This window comes from Commensalibacter melissae, assembly GCF_009734185.1.
Taxonomy (GTDB): Bacteria; Pseudomonadota; Alphaproteobacteria; order Acetobacterales; family Acetobacteraceae; genus Commensalibacter; species Commensalibacter melissae.
Window position 1 is genome coordinate 1,886,994 of sequence record NZ_CP046393.1, and the last position, 22,316, is coordinate 1,909,309.

The window sequence follows — 22,316 nt, forward strand, 5'->3', positions numbered from 1 at the left end:
TTATATATGTGTTTAAAAATCAAAAAAAAGACTTAAATATTTTTAAAAAATCATTATAGATAAAATACAATCAGACTATTATTTATTAATTCATCTAATAATTACTATTTTTTCCCAAATGTAAGATATCCTCACCAAAACACTCTACATCCTCATCATCGTGCGATATAACCATCATCAAGCATTGTAAGCGTTGTTGAATATCCCTTATTTCATACCGCAATTTGCGTCGCAAGCGACTATCGAGCATTGAAAATGGTTCATCTAGTAACAACAAATCGGGTTGCGCAACCAATGCCCTGGCCAATGCAACCCGCTGTTGTTGCCCCCCCGACAATTGATATGGATAATATTCAGCATAGCTCAGGATTTCCAAGCGATTCATCCAGTCCTTAACAATTGCAAAATCCTGACTGACACGGGGATTAAATATTCCCTTGACAAGTGAGAAGGAAATATTCTGTTTGACTGTTAAATGCGGAAAAAGACTATAACCTTGGAAAAGATAAGCAAGTTTTCTCTCCTGGGGGGCCAGATTGATTTTACGTTTCTGATCAAAAAAGATTTTATTATCAATTTTTATCAACCCGCAATCTGGTGAATTTAATCCCGCTATTATTTTAAGCAATGTTGTTTTTCCAGATCCAGATGGGCCAAATATCACCACTGAACGATTTTGAGAATAAAAATCAACATTGAGCTGAAACATATGATGATGATTTTTCATTAATTTCTTGAGGTTTATTTGAAATATCATGATCAATAAATTGAATTATGCGTAATATTCAGCCGTTTAGCCATAAATAAAACAAAAATGCAAACAGCGGATAAAATCAAGACGGATATATTTGCGACATGATCGTGTCCCGCTTCAACGGCTTCATAGATTGCCAAAGATAGGGTTTGCGTTTTTCCGGGAATATTTCCGGCAATCATCAGGGTTGCACCAAATTCACCCAAAGCTCTGGCAAATGCCAGTAATAAACCTGCCATAATACCACGCCAAGCCAAAGGTAAGGTTATACGGAAAAAAATCGCCATATCAGAAATAGTCAATACCCGTGCAGCCTGTTCATAACAAGGATTGATTGATTCAAAGGCACTTCTGGCGGGTTTGAATATCAAAGGAAAAGTCACGACAATAGCGGCTAAAACAGCCCCCTGCCACGTAAATATAAGACTAAGATGAAAATATTTTTCCAATATTTGTCCTATCCAACCATGCTGTCCAAATAATACTAACAAATAGTATCCCAATACAGTCGGCGGCATAACCATTGGCAATGTAAAGACAATATCTAAAAATTCCTTACCATAAAAACGATATCGAGCAATAAAATATCCTGCAGGTATTGCCAGAAACATATTGATCGAAACTGCGAAAACTGCAATTTTCAAGGATAGAAAAAGAGCCGGCCAGGTAAAATTTATTCCCATGAACAACTACCGAACAGCAAAACCGTATTGTCTAAAAATTCTCTGACCTTTAACTGAAAATAACAGGTCCATGAACGCCTTAGCCTGATTTAGGTTTTGAGTATTTTTAACCAAGGCAACTGGGTACTGAACGGGTTTTGGCAAAGGAACCCGATAAAGTATTTTAACTTTATCTGAAAAAAGTTTTGCATCACTTTCATAAACAAAACCGACATCCACTTCATTACGGGCAACATAATCCAGAACCTGACGGACATTTTGCGCAGGAATGAATTTATCTTGTAATTTATGCCATAAACCTGCAGCCTGCAATGCATGTTTTGTATAACGACCCGCTGGAACAGTTACAACTTGTCCCAACGCGATCCACTTAATCAAGGGTTTATCTAAATCTGCCAGTTCACGTATCTGTAACTTGCTATGAATAAAAGTCACAAGAACCAAATGATTATTAATAAAATCCTGTCTTGATCCAGGAAAAATCAATCCTTTTTGCTCTGCCATATCCATTGTGCTTTCATCGGCACATGCAAAAAGATCAACCGGGGCACCCTGTGCTATTTGATTTAACAGACTGCCCGAAGAACCAAAATTAAATAAAATTTTATCCTGAGGGTGCGATGTTTCATAGATTTTAGCTATATCTTTAAAAGCATCGCTTAAACTAGCCGCCGCAGAAACAACAATCTCTTTTGCCTGAACGGAATGAAAAAATCCAAAACAAGCCAGAACAACAGCCAATAGTTTAAGCAATCTTAATTCCAGTATTTTGAGATTTTTCATCAGTTCACATCTTCACGTTCATGAACGTGGTCTTACCAACTGCCAGCGTCGAGTTACATAACTGACCATGGCAAAGCCACTAAATACATGAACCAAACGAGTAAATGGGAAAATAGCAAATACTGTCATTCCCATAAAAAGATGGAATTTGAAGATTGGTGACGCATTCATGATATAGGCCACGGCATCACCTTGAAAGGTAATTGTATGCTGTACCCATGTCATAAGTTGAACCATTTCATGACCGTCCGTATGCTGAGCCGAAACAAAAATTGTTGATAAACCAAGTAACAAAGTCAATAATAACCAGACTAACAACAATTTATCACGCCAGGTACTATTTGCCAATATACGGGCTGAAACAAATCTTCTGTGAATAAGGATCAAAATCCCAACCAAACAGATACTGCCCATGATGCCGCCAGCCATCATGGCGAAAATCTGTTTTGCTGAATGGGTAACTCCCAGCGTATCCCAAACCCAGATGGGTGTTAAAAGACCGAAAAGATGCCCAAAAAACAGACCTAAAATACCAATATGAAAACAGATATTTCCAAATCTTAATTGTCCACGATATAAAATCTGGCTGGAATCACTTTTCCATGAATATTGTTCACGTTCAAAACGTACCAAGCATCCAACAACAAAAATTGTTAATACGATATACGGATAAATTCCAAAAATAAATTTATCGAGATAATGCATGACTTGCCCCTTTATTTTCATTGTCTATAGAACAGAGATTACAGGCATTCGTTTGTAAAAGAGGTTCAACTCCCTCAATATTTGGGCCAAATTTCTCCATTGCCTCCTCCATATCTTTAACTGGAGGAACTTTTAAAGGTTGAGGTTGAACAGAAGAATAATTAACAAGTAAAGTGAAAATACCCGCATAGACAGACTGACTTTCCCGCAATTTTGATCCGATGTGATCAATCACGTCAATTGATGCCGCCAGTAAATCCTTTGCTTCACCTTCATTACAGACAGATAAAAACTCTAAAAATAAAGGCAAATAATCTGGTAATTCATCAATTACTGAAATATCGTAACCATTTGCCTTATATTCTGACATGAGATTGACTAGGGCTTGCCCCCTTAGACGGTCCTCACCGTGAATATGCTCAAATAAATGCAATGAACATGATGGATTACGATCGAAAAGTGAAACATACTCTTCTTGCAAATCAATCAAATCTTTTTCTTTCAAATGTTCCAATAAGGGAGAAAGCAAGCTCCATTCAACCTCGAGCGTTTTTAAACGTCCCAGGATTGAAGGGAGTGCATAAACCAATTCTTGCTCTGGATAACATAATAAAACTGAAAGTATCTTGAAAATTTCCATCAGCTATTGCTTTCTTTTGCCTTGTTCTGTTCACGATCCTCTACAGCGTCGTGAAAGATAATTGGAGAAACCTTCTTGCCAAAAAGACTCGCCTTATTCACCCCGTCAGAGCATCCATTCCCGAAAGTAAATCCACAGGAAGCCTTATCTTGGAATGCGTTTTCAACCATTTCCTTGTGGGATGATGGAATGACAAAACGATCTTCATAATTCGCAATCGCCATAATCTGATACATTTCTTCAATCTGGACTTCAGTCAAAGCCGTATCTTTCAAGACAGAACGATCAGGACGTTGATCAACAGACTTGCTACGCATATAACGACGCATCGTGATCATGTTTTCCAAGGCGTTAATAATGGGTTCTTCTTTCCCCGCCGTAAGCAAATTAGCCAAATAGCGAATTGGAATACGTAAATCCTTAATACCAGGAATAATTCCATTCTTGCCAATCATGCCATTCGCTACTGCAGACTGAATAGGCGATAAAGGTGGAATATACCAAACCATTGGTAAGGTGCGGTATTCTGGATGCAGGGGGAAAGCAACTTTCCATTCTACTGCCATTTTATAGACCGGTGAATTTCTTGCCGCATCCAGCCAGCTTTGGGGTATACCCTGTTTGAGAGATTCCGCAATAATTGCCGGATCATTGGGATCTAAAAAAACATCAAGTTGGGATTCATATAAATCCTGGATATCTTCCGTAGATGCAGCCTCTTTAATTTTATCTGCATCATAAAGTAAAACACCCAGGTAACGAATACGTCCTACACATGTTTCGGAACAAACGGTTGGCTGTCCACCTTCAATACGTGGATAACAGAATATACATTTTTCTGCTTTACCAGAAACCCAGTTAAAATATATCTTTTTGTAGGGACAGCCCGAGACACACATCCTCCAGCCGCGACATTTATCCTGATCTATCAGGACAATACCGTCATCCTCACGTTTATAAATTGAACCTGAAGGACAACTTGCAACACAGGCTGGATTTAAACAATGCTCGCACAATCTTGGTAAATACATAAGAAATGTATTTTCAAAAGTTGACAGCATATCCTTTTGAATACCATCAAAAAGCTTGTCTTTTGCACGCTTTGAAAATTCTCCACCAAGATCATCCTCCCAGTTTGGTCCCCAGTGTATTTTTTCCATTTTTTGTCCGGTTAGGACCGAAACTGGTCGGGCAACAGGGGGGGTTTTTACATCCGGAGAATTTTGCAAACGTTCATAATCATATGTAAAGGGTTCATAATAATCATCAATTTGCGGAAGATTGGGATTGGCAAATATATTTGCCATAATGTGCAACTTGCCACCCTGACGGGGACGCAACTTGCCACCTTTTAAAACCCATCCACCATTATATTTATCCTGGTTTTCCCATTCCTTGGGATATCCAACCCCTGGTTTTGATTCAACGTTATTGAACCATGCATATTCAACACCATCTCGACTGGTCCATACATTTTTACATGTTACGGAACAAGTATGGCATCCTATGCATTTATCCAGATTCAACACCATGCCAATTTGAGCTCTAATTTTCATTGGTAATCTCTTATGCCTCAACTTTTGGGTAATTAACGCTAACAGTCTCTTCAAGCCAATCGACATGCTTCATTTTACGGACAACAACAAATTCATCACGATTTGAACCAACTGTTCCATAATAGTTAAAACCATAGGAATATTGCGCATAACCGCCAATCATATGTGTCGGTTTTAAGACTGTTCTTGTTACAGAATTATGAATTCCGCCGCGTTTTTTTGAAACTTCTGCACCGGGAACATTGATGATCTTTTCCTGAGCATGATACATCAAGGTCATTCCTTCTGGAACGCGCTGACTTACAATTGCTCTGGCCGTTAAAGTTCCATTTAGATTGAAAACCTCAATCCAGTCATTATCAACGATACCAGCCTTTTGTGCATCAATTTCGGAAAGCCAGACATGTGGCCCGCCACGCGATAATGTCAACATCCGTAAATTATCGGAGTAAGTACTATGAATGCCCCATTTTTGATGTGGTGTAATAAAATTCAGGACTATTTCTGGATTTCCGTTACCATGCTGTCCCAAAACCTTTTGAGTTGTTTTCAAGTCAATCGCTGGACGATAGACACACAACATTTCACCAAATGCACGCATCCATTGATGATCCTGATAAAACTGCTGTCGACCAGTCAGGGTTCTCCAAGGAATCAATTCATGAACATTTGTATAACCAGCATTGTAACTTACCGTTTCACTTTCCAGACCTGACCAGGTTGGGGAAGATATAATCTTACGTGGCTGAACCTGTATATCACGAAAACGAATGGAATCATGTTCACGAGGAGTGGCCAAATACGTATGGTCAATACCTGTTACTTTTGATAATGCCCCCCATGCCTTGACAGCGATATGCCCATTTGTTTCAGGAGCAAGATTCAGGATCATTTCAGCCGCATCAATAGCAGTATCAAGTCTCGGCTGTCCCTTTGCAATACCCTGACCAACAACCTTGTTTAAATTACGTAATTGATCAACCTCATGCTTGGTATCCCAACTTATACCTTTACCACCATTACCGAGTTTTTCAAGTAAAGGACCAATTGATGTAAACTGTTCATAAATTGCTCCATAATTTCGCTCGATAACTTTCATGGCTGGCATTGTCTTACCAGGAATAGGATCACATTCACCCTTTTTCCAGTCTTTAACGTCAAAAGGCTGTCCCAACTCTTGTGGAGTGTCATGCATTAAGGGTGTCAAGACAAGATCTTTTTGATTTCCAAGATATCCTGCGGCGAGTTCAGAAAATTTTCCAGCCAGTCCTTTAAAAATCTCCCAATCACTTTTACTTTGCCATAAAGGTTGTACAGCCTCGCTTAAAGGATGAATAAAGGGATGCATATCCGATGTATTCAAGTCATTTTTCTCGTACCAGGTGGCCGTCGGAAGAATTACATCTGCATATAAACAAGTCGTTGACATACGGAAATCCAAGACGACCAAAAGATCCAGTTTACCTTCTGCGGCTTCTCTTACCTTGATTTCCTTCGGTTTAATACAATTTTGCTCTTCACTTAAAACTGCATTCTGAGTACCCAAAAGATATTTAAGGAAATATTCATGTCCCTTACCTGAAGAACCAAGAATATTGGAACGCCATACAAACATGTTGCGTGGAAAGTTCACTGGATTATCAGGGTCATTACAAGACATGTCAATTACACCTGATTTTAACCCTTCAACCGCATAGTCAATGGGATCTTTATTTTGAGCAATTGCATTTTGTGTCAACGTCAACGGATTCATTGACAATTGCGGTGCGGAAGGTAACCATCCCATCCGTTCAGCTTTGGCATTACAATCAATCAGCGCCATACCTTCAAATTCACTCAGACTATTTTGTGAGGCAACTTCATTGATAGCCAGCTTTTCATGGCGCCATTGACTCGTATGATTGTAAAAGAAGGATGTCCCGTTCATCTGACGAGATGGACGATTCCAATCCAATCCAAATGCCAATGGAGCCCAACCGGTTTGTGGCCTCAGTTTTTCCTGACCAACATAATGGCACCAGCCACCTCCACTTTGACCTATACATCCACAAAGCATTAACATGTTGATAATGCCACGATAGGACATATCCATATGATACCAGTGATTTAATCCGGCACCCACGATGACCATGCTTTTACCATGAGTTTTATCGGCATTTTGGGCAAATTCACGAGCAACCTGAATAACCAATTCTGGTTTTACACCAGTATGTTTTTCCTGCCATTTAGGAGTATAGGGAACATCATCCATATAATCTCTAGCGCCATCACCTAGACCACGGTCAATACTGTAATTGGCAGCCATTAAATCAAAAACTGTAGTAACCTTTACCTGATTACCATCAGCCAAGGTAATGGTTTTAACCGGAACCTTTCGGAGCATCTGTTCATTTTTGCTTTCTCCAGCAAAATAATTGAACACAACCTCCGCAACATTATCATGCTTACCCAGCAGACTAAGTTGGGCCTTAACGGTCTGTCCTTTGCTATCCTGTTCCTTAAGATTCCATTGACCTGTTTCACCCCAGCGAAAACCAATTGATCCTTTGGGGGTTACAATCTGTCCCGTCAATTCATCAATAACAAGCGTTTTCCATTCAGGATTGTTTTTTTCATCAAGCTGATCTACCAAATGACTGGCACGCAAGAAATATCCGGGAAACAGTTGGCCATTCTTTTCATCAAGCATAACCAGCATTGGCATATCTGTATATTGACGGCAATATGACGTAAAATATTCAGAGGGACGATCCAGATGAAATTCTTTGAAGATTACGTGTCCCATCGCCATGGATAAGGCAGCATCTGTACCTTGTTTGGGAGAGAGCCATATATCACTGAATTTTACCATTTCACCATAATCTGATGAAACAGCGACCGTTTTTGTACCTTTATAACGAACTTCGGCATAAAAATGAGCGTCTGGCGTACGAGTCATGGGGATATTTGATCCCCACACTAGTAAATAGGTTGAATTATACCAATCGGCTGATTCCGGAACATCGGTTTGCTCGCCCCATACTTGTGGGCTTGCTGGTGGCAGATCGCAATACCAATCATAAAAAGATAGCGGAACACCCCCAATAAGAGAAAGATAACGGGATCCGGAAGCATAGCTGACCATCGACATAGCCGGAATAGGAGAAAATCCAATAATACGGTCAGGACCATATTTTTTGATGGTAAAGTTATTTGCCGCGGCAACAAGCTCGTTGACTTCCCGCCAGGTTGATCGGACAAATCCGCCTAATCCACGTCTTTTCTTGTAAGAACTGGCCAATTCTGGTGTTTGACTGATATATTCCCAAGCGGATATCGGATCCATCTTCTGACGTGCATCACGCCATAATCTAGCCAGCTGTCCACGCAGCATTGGATATTTAACACGTTGGGCAGAATAAACATACCAGCTGTAAGATGCCCCGCGAGGACATCCCCTGGGTTCATGATTGGGTAGATCCGCACGAGTTCTCGGATAATTTGTCTGTTGGGTTTCCCAGGTAATCAATCCACTTTTAACATAGATTTTCCAACTGCAGGATCCAGTACAATTTACACCGTGAGTTGATCTTACGATTTTATCCTGTTGCCAACGTTGTCTATACGCGTCTTCCCATTTTCTGTCCTCGTTAACAACAGCGCCATGCCCGTCAGCAAAACTGCTTTTCGTTTTTTTAAAAAAGTTTAAACGATCTAATATATGGCTCATAATCAATTTCCAAATTCTAAATCAAATTTGTCTTAACAACGTATTTCCGCATTTTTGCGAAGGTAGTACCAACGATTTATCAAAAGGCAAAATACGTAAAATCCAACAAAAATATAAAAAGCTAAATTATACGATCCGGTATAACTTAAAGAGGTTCCATACAGTTTTGGAATTATAAATCCACCATAGGCACCAATAGCCCCCATAAAACCAAGAACCGCACCGGTTTCCTTGGCAGCATCCTCATTCATCTGCTCTTCAGATTCAGCTTTTTGTTTTTTAAGATATTTCTGGTAAAATATTGTAAATATTCCGGGAACCTGGGCAAATACAGATCCATTTCCCAATCCAACAAAAATGAACAGGATCATAAAACTTATCAGGAAGCCGACAAAACTTCTTGATTCTTCCGGGGCTGAGATGAAAAAAACGATACATAAGGAAAAAACAATCATACCCAGGAAACTGATTTGAGTTACCCGTGTCGCCTTGAATTTGTCAGAGGCAATTCCCCCAACAACTCTAAATATGGACCCCAGCAAAGGACCTAAAAAAGCGTATTTTATAGGATTAACATTAACGAATTCATGCTTTATCAACAGGGGCAATGCCGCTGAAAAACCGATAAAGGATCCAAATGTACCCAGATAAAGCAAACAGGCAACCCAGGTATGTTTACGCTTGAAAATTATTGATTGCTCTGAAAAAGATGCCTTGACCGTGGCAAGGTCATTCATCCCAAACCAGGCAGCGATAACGGTTACCGCAATAAAAGGTACCCAAATATAGGTGATATTCTGTAACCAGACAAGACTCTGCTGACCGTTATGAATACGTGTTTCTGGTCCACCCCCCAAAACACCAAAAATACTGATGCCAATGACCCACAAGGTAACAAATTGTACAAACGGTACACCAAGATTTCCCAGTCCAGCATTTACCCCCGTGGCAAATCCCTTTCTTGATTTAGGGAAAAAATATCCGATATTTGCCATAGAGGAGCTGAAATTTGCCCCACCAAATCCACATAACAGGGCCAAAATCACCATTGTTGCAAAACTGGTATTTGGATTTTGTATGCATATACCAAAACCAATGGTTGGAATCAAAAGGGTGGCTGTTGAAAAAACCGTCCATTTTCTTCCACCAAAAATGGGAACCATAAAGGCATAGATGATTCTCAGGGTTGCCCCTGACAATGCAGACAATGCCGTTAAAAGCATTAGTTGATTTTGAGTATATTTAAACCCAACTTCTGGTAGATAGACAACAACGACACTCCATAATTGCCATACAACGAAAGCAAGTAAAAGAGCAGGAACGGAAATCCATAAATTCCGTAAAGCAATAACACGTCCTTGCTTTTCCCAAAACTGTTGATTTTCCGGTTCCCATTTTGTTAGTAAATGAGACATTTTTTTTCCTTGGTTGATGAACCAATACGTATATATCTGTATTGTTTTGATCTTTATTGTATAAGTTAAATAAAACGCATAATTGTTTTAATATTATTTACATCTTCCGCAAGATCGAACCAATTAGTCAAAAGCTTATAGAAATCTGGAATAATGGCTAGGTTGTTTATAGCCATTTGGCTAAGTATAATTAGTCGTTTTTCTACTATTAATATATCATATTCATTTCCATTATTAGAATAATTTCTTGAATTATTAATCCATGAAGAATTTACATGAATAAAAAACAAAAATATATTCTACCTCTGCTTCTTCTTTTCCCTCTTCAAACAATGGCACAAAAGATTTCATCCTCGAACAATATGGAAAGAGATGATGAAAAATCCGAAAAAATTACTGTAAGGGGACAAAGAAGGGCTGACGGATCAGTTGCGGTAATGAGTACTCCAGACGTTACCTTGGGCCCCTTGGGTTCCTTGAAATCTGAAGACGCACCTTTTTCAATCATGTCAGTTCCTCATGACGTTATTGCCAATCAACAGGCAAGAAACGTTAATGATCTAATGAAATACCTTCCTTCCGTACAACTCGAGGCCCGTGGATCTGCAAGCATGGCTAGGCCGCAATCCAGGGGGTTTGAGGGGGACGTAACAGCAAACAGCCGTATTGACGGGCTCAATATGACAACCACCACCCCCTATCCAACGGAAATGTTTGAAAATTTGCAGGTTCTGAACGGGTTGGCCGGGGCTATGTATGGCCCACAAAATCCAGCCGGCATTTTCAGTTACCAGCTCAAACGTCCCACTGACCGTCGTACGGAACATCTTTCAATCAATTACGATTCAATTGGTGCCGTGACGGAATATGCGGATGTGTCTGGTCGAGTCGGTAAAAATGGGTGGTTTGGATATCGTTTAAACCTTCTGCATGATGAAGGCACCGCCTATGTGGAACACAGTCAGTTAAAACGTAATCTGGTCAGTGGTGATTTTGATATTCATCTTTCCTCCAAAACCGTTATTGAGATAGATGCCAGCCATTATACCTATAATGAAAGGGGAACAGCGACGAATTTTTCGTTTGATAATTCCATTCAACTGCCATCCGCACCCAATATGGGCAAGGCCTATCTTGGGCAAAAATATGCCGGCTTTAATACGGAAACAAATACCTTTCTCGGAAAAATCAAACACCAAATCAATAAAAAATGGAGATTTACTGCGGGAGGGCTCTATCAGGATGCCAAACGAGAGATGTTCAACAACAACAATCGACTCCTAAACAGCAAGGGTGATTATCAACAATCTATTTCGGTAGCCGGTCAGGCAAACGTTTTTCAGGTAGGGAGCAATTTTGCCTATGTGAATGGAGAAGTAAATACAGATTTTGTAAAACATGAACTTGTTTTGGGCACCAATGGATATATGAGGGGTAATTACAATCCCACTCATACTGAAACAATCAATCTTGGAACCAGCAACATACACAATCCTCGTCCATTACCGGGTCATAGACCAAAAGGATGGGGACGTTATCAATCGGCCTTAATCCAGCAACAAGCCCTGATTGCAGGCGATACAATCCATTTTAATCAACAATGGGCCATTATGGGTGTTTTCAGTTGGAGCTGGTTAAGCAATGACAGCTGGAACATAAAGGGAAAGAAAACCGCACACAATTCCCATGATGCGGCATTTAGTCCAACAACAAGCCTGATTTATCATCCTCTTGAAGGTCATACCGCCTATTTCACTTGGGCAAGAAGTCTGCAGGCGGGAGATATTGCCCCAGCGACGGGAGTAATTAATCCAAACCAGATCATGGCTCCCTATCGTAGTGAAGAATATGAAGTGGGCTATAAGGTCAAATTCAACCGCCTGTGGTTAAATGTTGCGGCATTCCGTATGACACGTCCATATGCATTTATCAATCCAACAACCCATATTTTTGCCGTCGCAGGACAACAGCGCAATTATGGGGTTGAATTTCAGGTCGCAGGACAGATATGGGATAGTCTATCTATTCTTGGAGGTGTTACATGGCTTGATGCACAATTGGGAAAAACAGGAAATATTGCCACCTCTCATAAACAAATTGTTGGTGTCCCACCTGTTCAGGCCAACCTGCTGATTGACTACCAATTACCTGTCGCAAAAGATCACATCCTGTATGGTATGGCATTCAACATCAATCTTCACTATACAGATCGTCGGGCTGCCAATAATTACAACACCACTTTTGCCAAGGGGTATTTTACGACAGATGTCGGGATGCGCTACGCCTTCAATGTCTTTAACACCCCACTTGCAGCACGATTTAATGTCAATAATGTAACCAATAAACATTATTGGATGTCTGTATATCCATCCTCAATTAACGGAGGCACCGCAAATAACAGTGCTTATGCTGGATTACCCAGAACATATCAATTTTCATTGGCAGTTGATTTCTAATATTTAATTCAAATATATGTTAAAATAATCTTATCATAATATTTACGAACAATTATCAAATAATGAAAATCACGCGGTATTTTAACAAGCTTTCAACCAAACTGCTTACCTGTACTATCGCATGGGTTGTATGTGCCATATTCTTTACGGGATATGCACTCGCCCTGCTTTGGCAGCTTGAAAATGCTGGAATTGCCATCAATTATACAGGCAGTTTGCGCATGCGTGTCTATTACATGATGTTACTTTCTAATCAAAACGATTATGTAAACCTGCAGCATGAACAAACGAAATTTATTACAATCCTTAATAAATTAAAAAAATACGATAATAATACCCTAATTTTTTCAAATAATAAAAAAATAAACCTGCAAATAAAATATATTGAAAAAACCTATAATAACCAGATATTGCCGCTTATAAACCAGTCCTCTGGATATCACAGATTAACTGACAAAAATTATTATCATCTCAACACATTCGTAGAAGACATTGATCTTTTAGTCAAACTGATCGAAAACCAAAATACGCAAGACATCATTTGGCTTCGATACATAATCACAACAATTATCCTGATGATACTGATAACTGCCTTTTCGAGCATATCCCTGTTATATAAATCAGTCATCAATCCATTGAAACATCTTGAATCAAGTATTAAAGCCCTAAGTCAGGGTAATCTATCCAAACGTATTCCTGTAAATGGCAGTAGTGAATTTGATATTGTCTCCTCCGGTTTTAACCAGATGGCACATAATTTGCAGGACTTATACAATAACCTTGAACATAAAGTTTCGGATAAAACACTTGCATTAAAGAAAAAGAATCATGAATTAATTATTCTTTATGACATGATCACCTTTTTACATACCTGCCTGACTCCCAATATGGCAACCGAGAGATTCCTTGAAAAAATTATTGATTTAAGTCAAGCGGATGCCGGATTTATCGGCTTTCTTAACGAAGAGAAAGACGCCATGAATTTTATTTGTAGCCAAGGTTTTCCAGCACAATTAAACACCATTGAACAATGTTATTTTTCTGCCAACTGTTTTTTTGATATTTCTTCCCTGCCCAAAAATTCCTATCCTATTTGCGTCAAAACTGATCAGCAGGAAAACTGTCTTATACCCTCGTGCGTTAAAAAATTATTTAGTCATTTTATCATTTTTCCTATTTGGCATAATAAAAATGAAATAGGGTTAATGGTTCTATATTTTAAAAAAAGGGAATCTACTTTTTCTCCAGAAACCTACCACTTGATTGAAACATTGACCTGTCAACTTGGTGTATCCATTGAAAATTACCAATTAACCGCCAAAGAAAAACAGCTTGCCATTATGGAGGAACGCAACTTAATTGCACAGGGATTGCATGATAGCATAGCACAAGCATTGTCCTTTCTTAACTTGCAAGCTCAAATGCTTGAAAAGGCAATCAATAAGAATGACCTTGACAAAGCCAAGCAAAATCTGGATTTTATTCAGCGTGGCGTGCAAGAATCCTATGACGATGTTCGTGAACTGTTAATGAATTTTCGAACCAAGATTGGCAAGGAAGATTTTGAGACTGTTGTTAAGAAAGTCGTGAACCGTTTCAAAGCCCAGACAAAAATACCTGTAAAATTAATTAATCTGCAAAAATTTTTATTTATTACAAAACAACAGCAATTACAGATCATTTTTATTCTTCAAGAAGCTTTATCCAATATTCGTAAACATTCAAAATGCAAGCTTGCAACAATTGAATTTAGTTATAATAATTCTTTCATGATGCGTATTCATGATGATGGTGTCGGATTTGACCTTAATACCTTGCAAAAAAAACAACAGAACCATATCGGTTTATCAATTATCCAAGAGAGGGCAGAAAATATTTCCGGAAAAATAAACATTACCTCAACACCTAATCATGGTACAACCTTGGAACTGACTATTCCGATAAACTTATAGAACGGTAGTATAAAGAAAATGCAAACAAAAATTAAAATTCTGCTTATTGACGATCATTCTTTATTTCGTTCAGGATTGAAATTTCTTCTTAACAATCAGGAAAATATAGAGGTTATTGGAGAGGCGCAAAATGGATCAGAAGGTATAAAACTGGCCCAGAAACTTAACCCTGATATCATCCTCCTTGATCTGGATATGCCAAGAATGGGTGGAAAAGAAACGCTCCAAAACCTTTTAAATATTAATCCAGACCTTAATGTCCTAATTTTAACTGTTTCTGAAGATAATGATGACCTTATTCAATGTATGACACTTGGAGCAAAAGGCTATCTTTTGAAAAATATCAATACCGATTTCCTATTGGACAGTATTCACAAAGTTTATGAAGGAAATAATATTCTCTCCCCAGCCATGATATCAACCCTTATCGATCAATTCCGACCCAATGAAAAGGAAAAGGACGAAGATCTCTATGATTCTTTAACACCAAGGGAAAAAGAAATATTGGCTTGGCTGACCAAGGGAATAAGTAATAAAGAAATTGCCCGTTTTTTGAGCGTGTCAGAAAGTACAATCAAATTACATGTTCAGAACATATTACGAAAACTTAATTTACACAGCAGGGTTCAGGCAGCAATTTATGCCCTAGAACATGGTTTTGACAAAACACCCTAGTTCCTCAAACAACCACACACGTTACAATGCGGATTGCGATCACATTCCAGCATATGAAAAGAAAAATTCAAAGCATTATAATGCAGTATCCTGCCTGTAAGAGCTTGACCCATCCTGGATATTACCTTCAAAGCCTCTGAAGCCTGCATAGCTCCCATTGTATTGACCAATGGGGCGTAAACACCGGTAAATGAACAACGGTCCTGTTCTGTTTCCGCTCCATCAAATAGACAGGCGTAACATGGTGATCGATCATTATTTGAGTCAAATACACTTAATTGCCCTTCAAACCGTATGGCCGAGGCATAAATTAAAGGTATTTTACTAGAATATGCAACCCGCCCGATCATTTGTCGGGTTTTTAAATTGTCACTACAATCCAAAATCACATCATAATCATGAATTAATGAAGATAATTCATCCTCGGATAAACGGTAAGGCACAGTATCAACAGTAATATCCGGATTTTGTCTATGAATGAAATCAGCCATTACATGATTTTTGAATTTACCAATATCATCAGGTGTATAGTATGTCTGTCGTTGTAAATTGGACAGTTCGATCCTGTCATTATCAACCAGCATTAAACTGCCAATACCCGCAGCAGCAAGAATAGGAATTGCTGCACAACCCAGTCCCCCACATCCTATAACCATAACACGGCTATCTAAAAACCGTTTTTGTCCATCCAAATCAATTTGCGGCAAAAGGATATGGCGACTGTATCTTACCAATTGATCTTCATGCATTATTTGAAATAACCCAAATAAATAACCATATAATGATAAGCGTCATAAAGAATACTAGCCATAAGACTAGTAACAAAATATTCACAAAGATTAATATAACCTTATTCTTAATATAAATAATACTATACATGTGGATAATATAAATTCTTTTCTTAAAAGAATAATATAATTAAATAAAACAATAATATTAGTATGAATGATAAACTATGAATAAATCAACTATTCTGGCTAGTTTAAAAGTAGTTAATCATATTTGTTTCTCATTACTACTTTTAACTTCAATACATACTTACGCTAAAGATCAAACAAAACAAACATTACTTCCAACAGATTCAAAAATTCAAAATAAAACCGATTCTACATTTACTGATTACTCAAATCTTAATAACCGTTGTACAAAAATTGTCACAGCGGCTGGTAAATATGGAAATACACGACATCCGGATTGGGGTGTCTTCAACAAACACAGCGGTTTTGGACCCGTTGGTAATTATTCTTGGTATGCTTTCGGACAATACGCCCCATACGCACAAGCAAGATGGGCAGAAGACTGGAGCGGATTATGCAATGATCCCCATAAAAATGATGACTGGTTTAACCGACTCAAATATATTCCTCTGAATGATTCTGGGGATATCTGGCTGAGTTTAAACGGCAATGAGCGGTTTCGTCATGTTTTCGACAGCAAACCATATATGGGATTTGGAGCCAAAACAAATTCCAACCGTTTATTGATTCGTAGCGTTTATGGTGCTGATTTGCATATTGGTTCCCACGTAAGAGCTTATGCCGAACTCATTAATGGTGTTGCTGGTGGCAGCAACACTTTTGGCTATCAAACAGGTTTTCAACGTAAACGACTTGATATGCAGCAAGGTTTTTTAGAAATAAAGGGGAACCTGCTTGGTGCAAAAATGGGAGCAATGGGAGGACGTCAATATTTTGTTGATGCCCCACTCTCCATGACTTCCGCACGGGAACTGACTAATATTCGTTACAGTTGGGATGGATTCCGAGGCTATGCATTCTGGAAAAATTTCAGAGTCGACATTTTTGACTTCTGGCAAACTGACTTTTCCAAAGATCATGTTTTTGGTGCAGGACCCAGTTATAATGCTCGCATGTTTGGTGGTTTGGCCAGTTATGCTCTTCCCAGCTTTAAAGTGCAGAATGTGAATAGCCAATTATATCTTGATGCCTTTTATATTGGTTACCTTTATAACGGTAATGCTGCAGGTCTTCCCACACCAACACCCGGGAAAAACCGTCAAGGCTCTACAAGACGTGATAATATCGGTGGAAGGTTGAACGGAAATATTGGCAATTTCACCATTGATGTTACAGGTATATATCAGGGTGGTGAATTCCGTCCCGCAAATTCTGGTAGTAAAACACGTCCAGTCAGAGCCTATGCATTTGATGCGATTTTTGCTTATAACTTTAAAAACGTGCCGGGAAATTTGTCATTGGGCCTGCAAAGCGACTATTTTTCTGGTGGTAACTATCACAAAGATCACGGCGCGGTCAGAAATTTTGCTGTTCCCTATTTTACAACAGCAAACTATCAGGATATGACGCTATATCTGGCAACTTCCAATACAGTCAGTACAGGTCCTTTAATCACTTACAATCCAACCAAAAAAGCACTTGTCAAATTGCACGCACCTGTAATTTGGAGAGCCAATACCAATGATACGATTTACGGTGTCGGATTCAACTACCCTTTGCGTGACAATTATTCTGGTGGATTTGTTGGTGCAATTCCCCAGTTTACTCTTGCTTATGCAATTGCTCCCCATCTTGTTTTAACTGGAGACTTTGGCGGTGTTCTAGCCTCACAATCCATTAAAAAAGCTGGTGGCAATGATAGCGCTTTCCTTATGGAAACACTCGACTTCAGGTTTTAACCTTTTTCATTCTATACTTTACTTATTATTTTGTCGCTTATTTTTAATAATAAGCGACTTTTTTTATATATGGGTCTATGAAGTATCAATATTTCATTTAATTTTTTAACAACGTTAAAATCTCATCAAACTGTTCAAGGGATTTATAAAATATTTTTAAGGACCCACCTTTACCATCAAATTGAATTTTGACATTAAACCCTAATCTGCCACGCAAATCTTTTTCAAGTGACTCTATCTCAGGATCGATTGGCTTTTTTTTCAAGTGTAAATTTTTATTAACCGCTTTGGCATTTTTAACTAGGGCTTCTGTTTGTCTTACCGTTAAATCATCTTGAATAATTTCTTTTGCCGCTGATACAGGATCGGGATGCATAAGCAAGGCTCTTGCATGTCCTGGGGTTAATATCCCGTTTTTCAAATAATTTATAATTTCATCCGGCAATTGCAATAGGCGGATTATATTCGCAATATGTGAACGTGATTTACCCAATGCAGAAGATAACTCATCCTGAGTAAGGTTGAACTCATTTAATAATCTTGAAAAACCTTCAGCCTCTTCGATAATATTTAAATCCGTACGCTGTAAATTTTCCACTAATGCGACAGCCATTGCATCTTTGTCAGTAAAAGAGCAGATCCTAACCGGCACCTCATCAATCATGGCCAGTTGGGCAGCACGCCAGCGACGTTCCCCAGCAACAATTTGGTATTGACCCTTTTGGGTATCTTTTTCCTTAACCAGCAGAGGTTGTAAAATACCATGTTGCCTGATTGAGTCCGCCAGCTCTTGTAAAGCTTCAGGCTGCATAATTTGTCGAGGTTGAAAAGGACCAGGCTCAATTATGTCAATAGGTAAAATCTGCATTTTCAAATCTGAAATCCCAAGATCGGATCCGATATCTTTCTGATTATCCTCATCTTTAACCGACTCCCCCAATAAAGCGGCAAGTCCTCTTCCCAAACGAATTTTACCCTGATCCCTTTTCTTACCCTTCATATTTCCTACCCTCAAATTAAGCAAATCGACGATTCAATTCCTTAGCCAAGTTTATATAGGCTTGCGCTCCAGTTGATTTAGGATCATACACCATTATTGGCTTTCCATAACTTTGTGCCTCTGAAATACGGATATTGCGTGGAATAACTGTTTTACAGACCTTATCCCCAAAAAAATTCCTGGTATCTTCAGCGACAAGCTCTGAAAGTCTGTTGCGTTTGTCATACATCGTTAAAACAATTGCCTTTATATCCAGATCAGGATTTACCTTTTTCTGCAAATATGTAACCGTTTTAACCAGATGACTTATTCCTTCAAGTGCCAGAAATTCACATTGCAACGGAACAATAACACCAGTAGCAGCCGCCAAGGCATTTACCGTTAACAGTCCTAGGCTTGGAGGACAGTCAATCAAAATATAATCATATATACCTATAAATTGCTTAATTGCCTCCTTGAGCCGAAATTCACGTTTTTCAATATCAATCAACTCAAGCTCTGCAGCCGCAAGGTTGCCATCAGCTGTAATCAACGATAATCCTGGAATCATGGACTCCTTGATCATTCCATCAACCACTTTGCCATTAATTAATAAATGATAGGTTCCTTTATCACGATCTCCATATTCAATTCCCAATGCAGTTGAACTATTTCCTTGAGAATCAAGATCAATTAATAGAACCTTCTTTTTCCCAGCGAATGCTGTGGCAAGATTAATTGCTGTCGTTGTTTTACCCACCCCACCTTTTTGGTTTGCAATTGCCAAAATATAAGTATTTTTTGATTTTGTCTTTTTAAGCGCCATTTTATTCAACACGTTCAAATTGATTAATCTTAACTATTACCCCATCGGCATTCGTTTGACTGGAAAAGGTTTTATAATTTATTTTCCAATTCTTTTGTGCCTCTTCAATTTCCAGATTAACAGACCGGCCTTTCAAAAATAAACAATAACCATTTTTATTTAAAATATTTTTTGAAAATTCCAAAAGCTGAGTCAATGAAGTCAATGCCCTTGCTGTCACAACATCTGCACTGATAGTATTCACATTTTCAATCCTCTGGCAAAGCACAGTTGCTTGTGTTTGGGTCTGTCGCAGAACTTCCCTTAAAAAAATTGTCTTTCTCTTATCGGATTCAATCAATATTACAGGAATTTCTGTTGACAATGCCAGGATCAGGCCGGGAAATCCTCCACCTGATCCAAGATCAGCAATAGATTTTACAGATGAATCAAGATACCGAATCAATTGAAAGCTATCATGCACATGACGTTTCCAGACCTGATCCATACCCTGTTGCGATACCAAATTTATTTTTTTGTTCCATTGCTGAAGCAAAGAGATATAAATTTCCATTTTCTCTATTGTTTCACGTGAAACACTCTTCAAAAACGGATAATTTTTCATATAACCGTCAAGATTCACAACAATTATCCTTTTCCCCTTTTTGCGGGGTTCGGATATATGCCAATATGGCCATCAATGCAGAGGGTGTTACCCCCGGTATCCTTTGGGCAGCACCAAAAGAAACAGGGCGAACCGCTTCTAGACGTTCCTGCATTTCACGACTTAATCCGCCAATTTTCCTATAATCAAGATCCAATGGCAAATTGATTCTGGACTCCTGGTCAAGCTGCCTGATTTCCCTGGCCTGTTTAACAAGGTAACCTTCATAACGGGCCTCGGTACGAATATATTGTTGAACTCTTGATGTTAATTGATGAAACCAAGGAGCGACTTTCTCAATTACCTCCTCAGAAGGGCATAATGATAAAATTTCAAATAATGACCGCCAGCGTCCATCGGACGAAATCTGCATTCCATAACCATTCAGGGTTTTAGGCAGGTATTTCTCTCCCTTCGCTCTCTGAACAGAATTTTTGATATGATCTATATCCTGAAGATATAAAGCCAATCGTTCAGCCCCCAAACACCCCAACTGTTCAGCCAAAGGGGTTAACCGTATATCTGCATTATCTGCCCGTAAAGTCAAGCGATATTCTGCCCGTGAGGTAAACATACGATAAGGTTCGGTCACCCCTTGCGTTGTCAGGTCATCTATCATGACACCAATATAACCCTGGCTACGATCAATTGTAATTTTTTCTGATCCAGAAGCATGATTTGCGGCATTAATTCCAGCCAACAAACCCTGAGCTGCGGCTTCCTCATACCCTGTTGTACCATTGATTTGTCCGGCAAGAAACAATCCGGAAAAATTTGGCAATTCCAGGGTCGGATTCAAGGATCTCGGATCAATATAATCATATTCCACGGCATAACCTGGCCTGACAATCACGGCATTTTCCAGACCTGGAATTGAATGAACCATTCGTTCCTGAACATCTTCTGCAAGACTGGTTGATATTCCATTCGGATAAACCAAATCCCCACCTTCATGTCCAGGCAATGCTTCAGGCTCAATAAAAATCTGATGACGCTCCCGATCAGCAAAACGGACAATTTTATCCTCGATTGACGGACAGTAACGAGGTCCTTTTCCAGTAATTGCACCCCCATAGACTGCAGAAGTATGAATATTATCCCTTATTATCCGATGCGTTTCAGGAGTGGTCGCAGTTATCCGGCAGGAAACAAATTCATTAAAAGCGTTATCAGTCAATCGGCTAAAAAACTCGGGAGATTCATCCCCCTTATCTTCTGTCAACCGCTCCATATCGATACTTGATCGCAACAGCCTTGGAGGGGTTCCTGTTTTTAAGCGACCCATACGCAGTCCCATCGCCTCCAATCGGTTTCCCAATATTGTGGCAGGTTTATCTCCAACTCTTCCAGCTGGCTGACTTTTATTGCCAACATGGATAACTCCACGCAAAAAAGTTCCCGTCGTTAAGACAACCGCTCCTGACAGAAATTCACGACCATCCTCGCAAATAACACCACATATTTTATTGCCAATATCGACATTGAGATCAGCAACCGCACCCTCCACAATAGTCAGATTACTTAATTCTTTTAAAAATTGTTGAACCGCATTACGATATAACATCCGATCAGCCTGAGCCCTAGGTCCATGTACTGCTGGACCTTTGGAACGATTAAGCAGCTTGAAATGAATACCCGCCCGATCCGCTGCTTTTGACATGATACCATCAAAAGCATCAATCTCCCGAACAAGATGTCCCTTGCCTATTCCACCAATTGCCGGATTACATGACATGATCCCAATCGTGTTAAGAGAATGGGTCAGCAATAAAGTTCTTGCCCCCATCCGGGCAGAAACTGCAGCCGCTTCACTTCCAGCATGTCCTCCACCAACGACAATTACATCGTATTTTACATTTATCATTAATCTTTTCTCAACTCGAC

At 39.2% G+C, this 22,316-nt stretch carries 17 protein-coding genes; 4 read left to right on the forward strand and 13 right to left on the reverse strand.

From position 1 onward, the window contains the following. Nucleotides 1–94: 94 nt before the first annotated feature. From GN303_RS08445 to GN303_RS08480, 8 genes are read right to left on the reverse strand one after another with little or no spacing between them, the layout of a single operon-like run. Nucleotides 95–727, reverse strand: coding sequence for an ABC transporter ATP-binding protein (locus tag GN303_RS08445; RefSeq protein WP_231504027.1), 633 nt, complete (start codon nucleotides 725–727; stop codon nucleotides 95–97). Between the two features lie 32 nt (nucleotides 728–759). Further along, a complete protein-coding gene (gene modB, locus GN303_RS08450; RefSeq protein WP_110439142.1) occupies nucleotides 760–1,437 on the reverse strand; it encodes a molybdate ABC transporter permease subunit in 678 nt (225 codons plus the stop codon). Between the two features lie 6 nt (nucleotides 1,438–1,443). After that, nucleotides 1,444–2,220, reverse strand: a complete 777-nt coding sequence (gene modA / locus GN303_RS08455; RefSeq protein WP_110439143.1) for a molybdate ABC transporter substrate-binding protein — start codon at nucleotides 2,218–2,220, stop codon at nucleotides 1,444–1,446. An 18-nt stretch (nucleotides 2,221–2,238) separates the two neighbouring features. Continuing rightward, nucleotides 2,239–2,925, reverse strand: coding sequence for a respiratory nitrate reductase subunit gamma (gene narI / locus GN303_RS08460; RefSeq protein WP_110439144.1), 687 nt, complete (start codon nucleotides 2,923–2,925; stop codon nucleotides 2,239–2,241). Beyond that, complete coding sequence (narJ, locus tag GN303_RS08465; protein WP_110439145.1) at nucleotides 2,909–3,565, reverse strand: nitrate reductase molybdenum cofactor assembly chaperone; 657 nt, start codon at nucleotides 3,563–3,565, stop codon at nucleotides 2,909–2,911. The genes narI and narJ overlap by 17 nt, the downstream gene beginning before the upstream one ends. Then, complete coding sequence (narH, locus tag GN303_RS08470; RefSeq protein WP_110439146.1) at nucleotides 3,565–5,121, reverse strand: nitrate reductase subunit beta; 1,557 nt, start codon at nucleotides 5,119–5,121, stop codon at nucleotides 3,565–3,567. Before narH ends, narJ begins: the two co-directional genes overlap by 1 nt. Before the next feature lie 10 nt (nucleotides 5,122–5,131). Further along, on the reverse strand, nucleotides 5,132–8,830 hold the full coding sequence (locus GN303_RS08475; protein ID WP_110439147.1) for a nitrate reductase subunit alpha: 3,699 nt from the start codon (nucleotides 8,828–8,830) through the stop codon (nucleotides 5,132–5,134). A 32-nt stretch (nucleotides 8,831–8,862) separates the two neighbouring features. Then, entirely contained in the window at nucleotides 8,863–10,245 is a 1,383-nt protein-coding gene (locus tag GN303_RS08480; RefSeq protein ID WP_110439148.1) for a NarK family nitrate/nitrite MFS transporter, read from the reverse strand. 275 nt (nucleotides 10,246–10,520) lie between these two features. On the opposite strand from GN303_RS08480, the gene GN303_RS08485 reads away from it, so the two are divergent. The 3 genes from GN303_RS08485 (at nucleotide 10,521) to GN303_RS08495 (ending at nucleotide 15,328) form a co-directional block, all read left to right on the forward strand. Beyond that, nucleotides 10,521–12,701 carry a TonB-dependent receptor gene (locus GN303_RS08485; protein WP_110439150.1) on the forward strand — a complete coding sequence of 727 codons (2,181 nt, stop codon included), beginning with the start codon at nucleotides 10,521–10,523 and terminating at the stop codon, nucleotides 12,699–12,701. Nucleotides 12,702–12,763: 62 nt separating this feature from the next. Further along, complete coding sequence (locus GN303_RS08490; protein WP_110439151.1) at nucleotides 12,764–14,653, forward strand: histidine kinase; 1,890 nt, start codon at nucleotides 12,764–12,766, stop codon at nucleotides 14,651–14,653. An 18-nt stretch (nucleotides 14,654–14,671) separates the two neighbouring features. Continuing rightward, entirely contained in the window at nucleotides 14,672–15,328 is a 657-nt protein-coding gene (locus GN303_RS08495) for a response regulator (RefSeq protein WP_110439152.1), read from the forward strand. On the opposite strand, the gene GN303_RS08500 is transcribed toward GN303_RS08495, so the two are convergent. Beyond that, nucleotides 15,325–16,077 (reverse strand): HesA/MoeB/ThiF family protein, encoded by a 753-nt coding sequence (locus tag GN303_RS08500; RefSeq protein ID WP_110439153.1) that lies wholly within the window; start codon nucleotides 16,075–16,077, stop codon nucleotides 15,325–15,327. The genes GN303_RS08495 and GN303_RS08500 overlap by 4 nt on opposite strands. Nucleotides 16,078–16,283: 206 nt before the next feature. On the opposite strand from GN303_RS08500, the gene GN303_RS08505 reads away from it, so the two are divergent. Beyond that, nucleotides 16,284–17,984 (forward strand): alginate export family protein, encoded by a 1,701-nt coding sequence (locus tag GN303_RS08505; RefSeq protein WP_110439154.1) that lies wholly within the window; start codon nucleotides 16,284–16,286, stop codon nucleotides 17,982–17,984. A 97-nt stretch (nucleotides 17,985–18,081) separates the two neighbouring features. Here GN303_RS08505 and GN303_RS08510 read toward each other — a convergent pair whose 3' ends face one another. Genes GN303_RS08510 through mnmG form a run of 4 tightly spaced genes read right to left on the reverse strand, consistent with a single transcriptional unit; the run spans nucleotide 18,082 to nucleotide 22,296 of the window. Further along, on the reverse strand, nucleotides 18,082–18,984 hold the full coding sequence (locus GN303_RS08510) for a ParB/RepB/Spo0J family partition protein (RefSeq protein ID WP_110439155.1): 903 nt from the start codon (nucleotides 18,982–18,984) through the stop codon (nucleotides 18,082–18,084). Between the two features lie 16 nt (nucleotides 18,985–19,000). Further along, nucleotides 19,001–19,789 carry a ParA family protein gene (locus tag GN303_RS08515; protein ID WP_110439321.1) on the reverse strand — a complete coding sequence of 263 codons (789 nt, stop codon included), beginning with the start codon at nucleotides 19,787–19,789 and terminating at the stop codon, nucleotides 19,001–19,003. A 1-nt stretch (nucleotide 19,790) separates the two neighbouring features. Further along, the gene (gene rsmG, locus GN303_RS08520) at nucleotides 19,791–20,393 is read right to left on the reverse strand and encodes a 16S rRNA (guanine(527)-N(7))-methyltransferase RsmG (protein WP_110439322.1); all 603 of its coding nucleotides are present in this window, start codon (nucleotides 20,391–20,393) and stop codon (nucleotides 19,791–19,793) included. A gap of 7 nt (nucleotides 20,394–20,400) precedes the next feature. Then, entirely contained in the window at nucleotides 20,401–22,296 is a 1,896-nt protein-coding gene (gene mnmG / locus GN303_RS08525; RefSeq protein WP_110439156.1) for a tRNA uridine-5-carboxymethylaminomethyl(34) synthesis enzyme MnmG, read from the reverse strand. Nucleotides 22,297–22,316 lie beyond the last annotated feature (20 nt).

Bases quoted from the DNA above. Each gene is read 5' to 3' on its own strand.
- GN303_RS08475 (WP_110439147.1), bottom strand. From the start codon at position 8,830: ATGAGCCATATATTAGATCGTTTAAACTTTTTTAAAAAAACGAAAAGC.
- GN303_RS08495 (WP_110439152.1), top strand. From the start codon at position 14,672: ATGCAAACAAAAATTAAAATTCTGCTTATTGACGATCATTCTTTATTT.
- narJ (WP_110439145.1), bottom strand. From the start codon at position 3,565: ATGGAAATTTTCAAGATACTTTCAGTTTTATTATGTTATCCAGAGCAA.
- GN303_RS08480 (WP_110439148.1), bottom strand. From the start codon at position 10,245: ATGTCTCATTTACTAACAAAATGGGAACCGGAAAATCAACAGTTTTGG.
- modB (WP_110439142.1), bottom strand. From the start codon at position 1,437: ATGGGAATAAATTTTACCTGGCCGGCTCTTTTTCTATCCTTGAAAATT.
- GN303_RS08445 (WP_231504027.1), bottom strand. From the start codon at position 727: ATGAAAAATCATCATCATATGTTTCAGCTCAATGTTGATTTTTATTCT.
- GN303_RS08490 (WP_110439151.1), top strand. From the start codon at position 12,764: ATGAAAATCACGCGGTATTTTAACAAGCTTTCAACCAAACTGCTTACC.
- rsmG (WP_110439322.1), bottom strand. From the start codon at position 20,393: ATGAAAAATTATCCGTTTTTGAAGAGTGTTTCACGTGAAACAATAGAG.
- GN303_RS08515 (WP_110439321.1), bottom strand. From the start codon at position 19,789: ATGGCGCTTAAAAAGACAAAATCAAAAAATACTTATATTTTGGCAATT.
- narH (WP_110439146.1), bottom strand. From the start codon at position 5,121: ATGAAAATTAGAGCTCAAATTGGCATGGTGTTGAATCTGGATAAATGC.
- narI (WP_110439144.1), bottom strand. From the start codon at position 2,925: ATGCATTATCTCGATAAATTTATTTTTGGAATTTATCCGTATATCGTA.
- GN303_RS08510 (WP_110439155.1), bottom strand. From the start codon at position 18,984: ATGAAGGGTAAGAAAAGGGATCAGGGTAAAATTCGTTTGGGAAGAGGA.
- GN303_RS08485 (WP_110439150.1), top strand. From the start codon at position 10,521: ATGAATAAAAAACAAAAATATATTCTACCTCTGCTTCTTCTTTTCCCT.
- mnmG (WP_110439156.1), bottom strand. From the start codon at position 22,296: ATGATAAATGTAAAATACGATGTAATTGTCGTTGGTGGAGGACATGCT.
- GN303_RS08500 (WP_110439153.1), bottom strand. From the start codon at position 16,077: ATGCATGAAGATCAATTGGTAAGATACAGTCGCCATATCCTTTTGCCG.
- GN303_RS08505 (WP_110439154.1), top strand. From the start codon at position 16,284: ATGAATAAATCAACTATTCTGGCTAGTTTAAAAGTAGTTAATCATATT.
- modA (WP_110439143.1), bottom strand. From the start codon at position 2,220: ATGAAAAATCTCAAAATACTGGAATTAAGATTGCTTAAACTATTGGCT.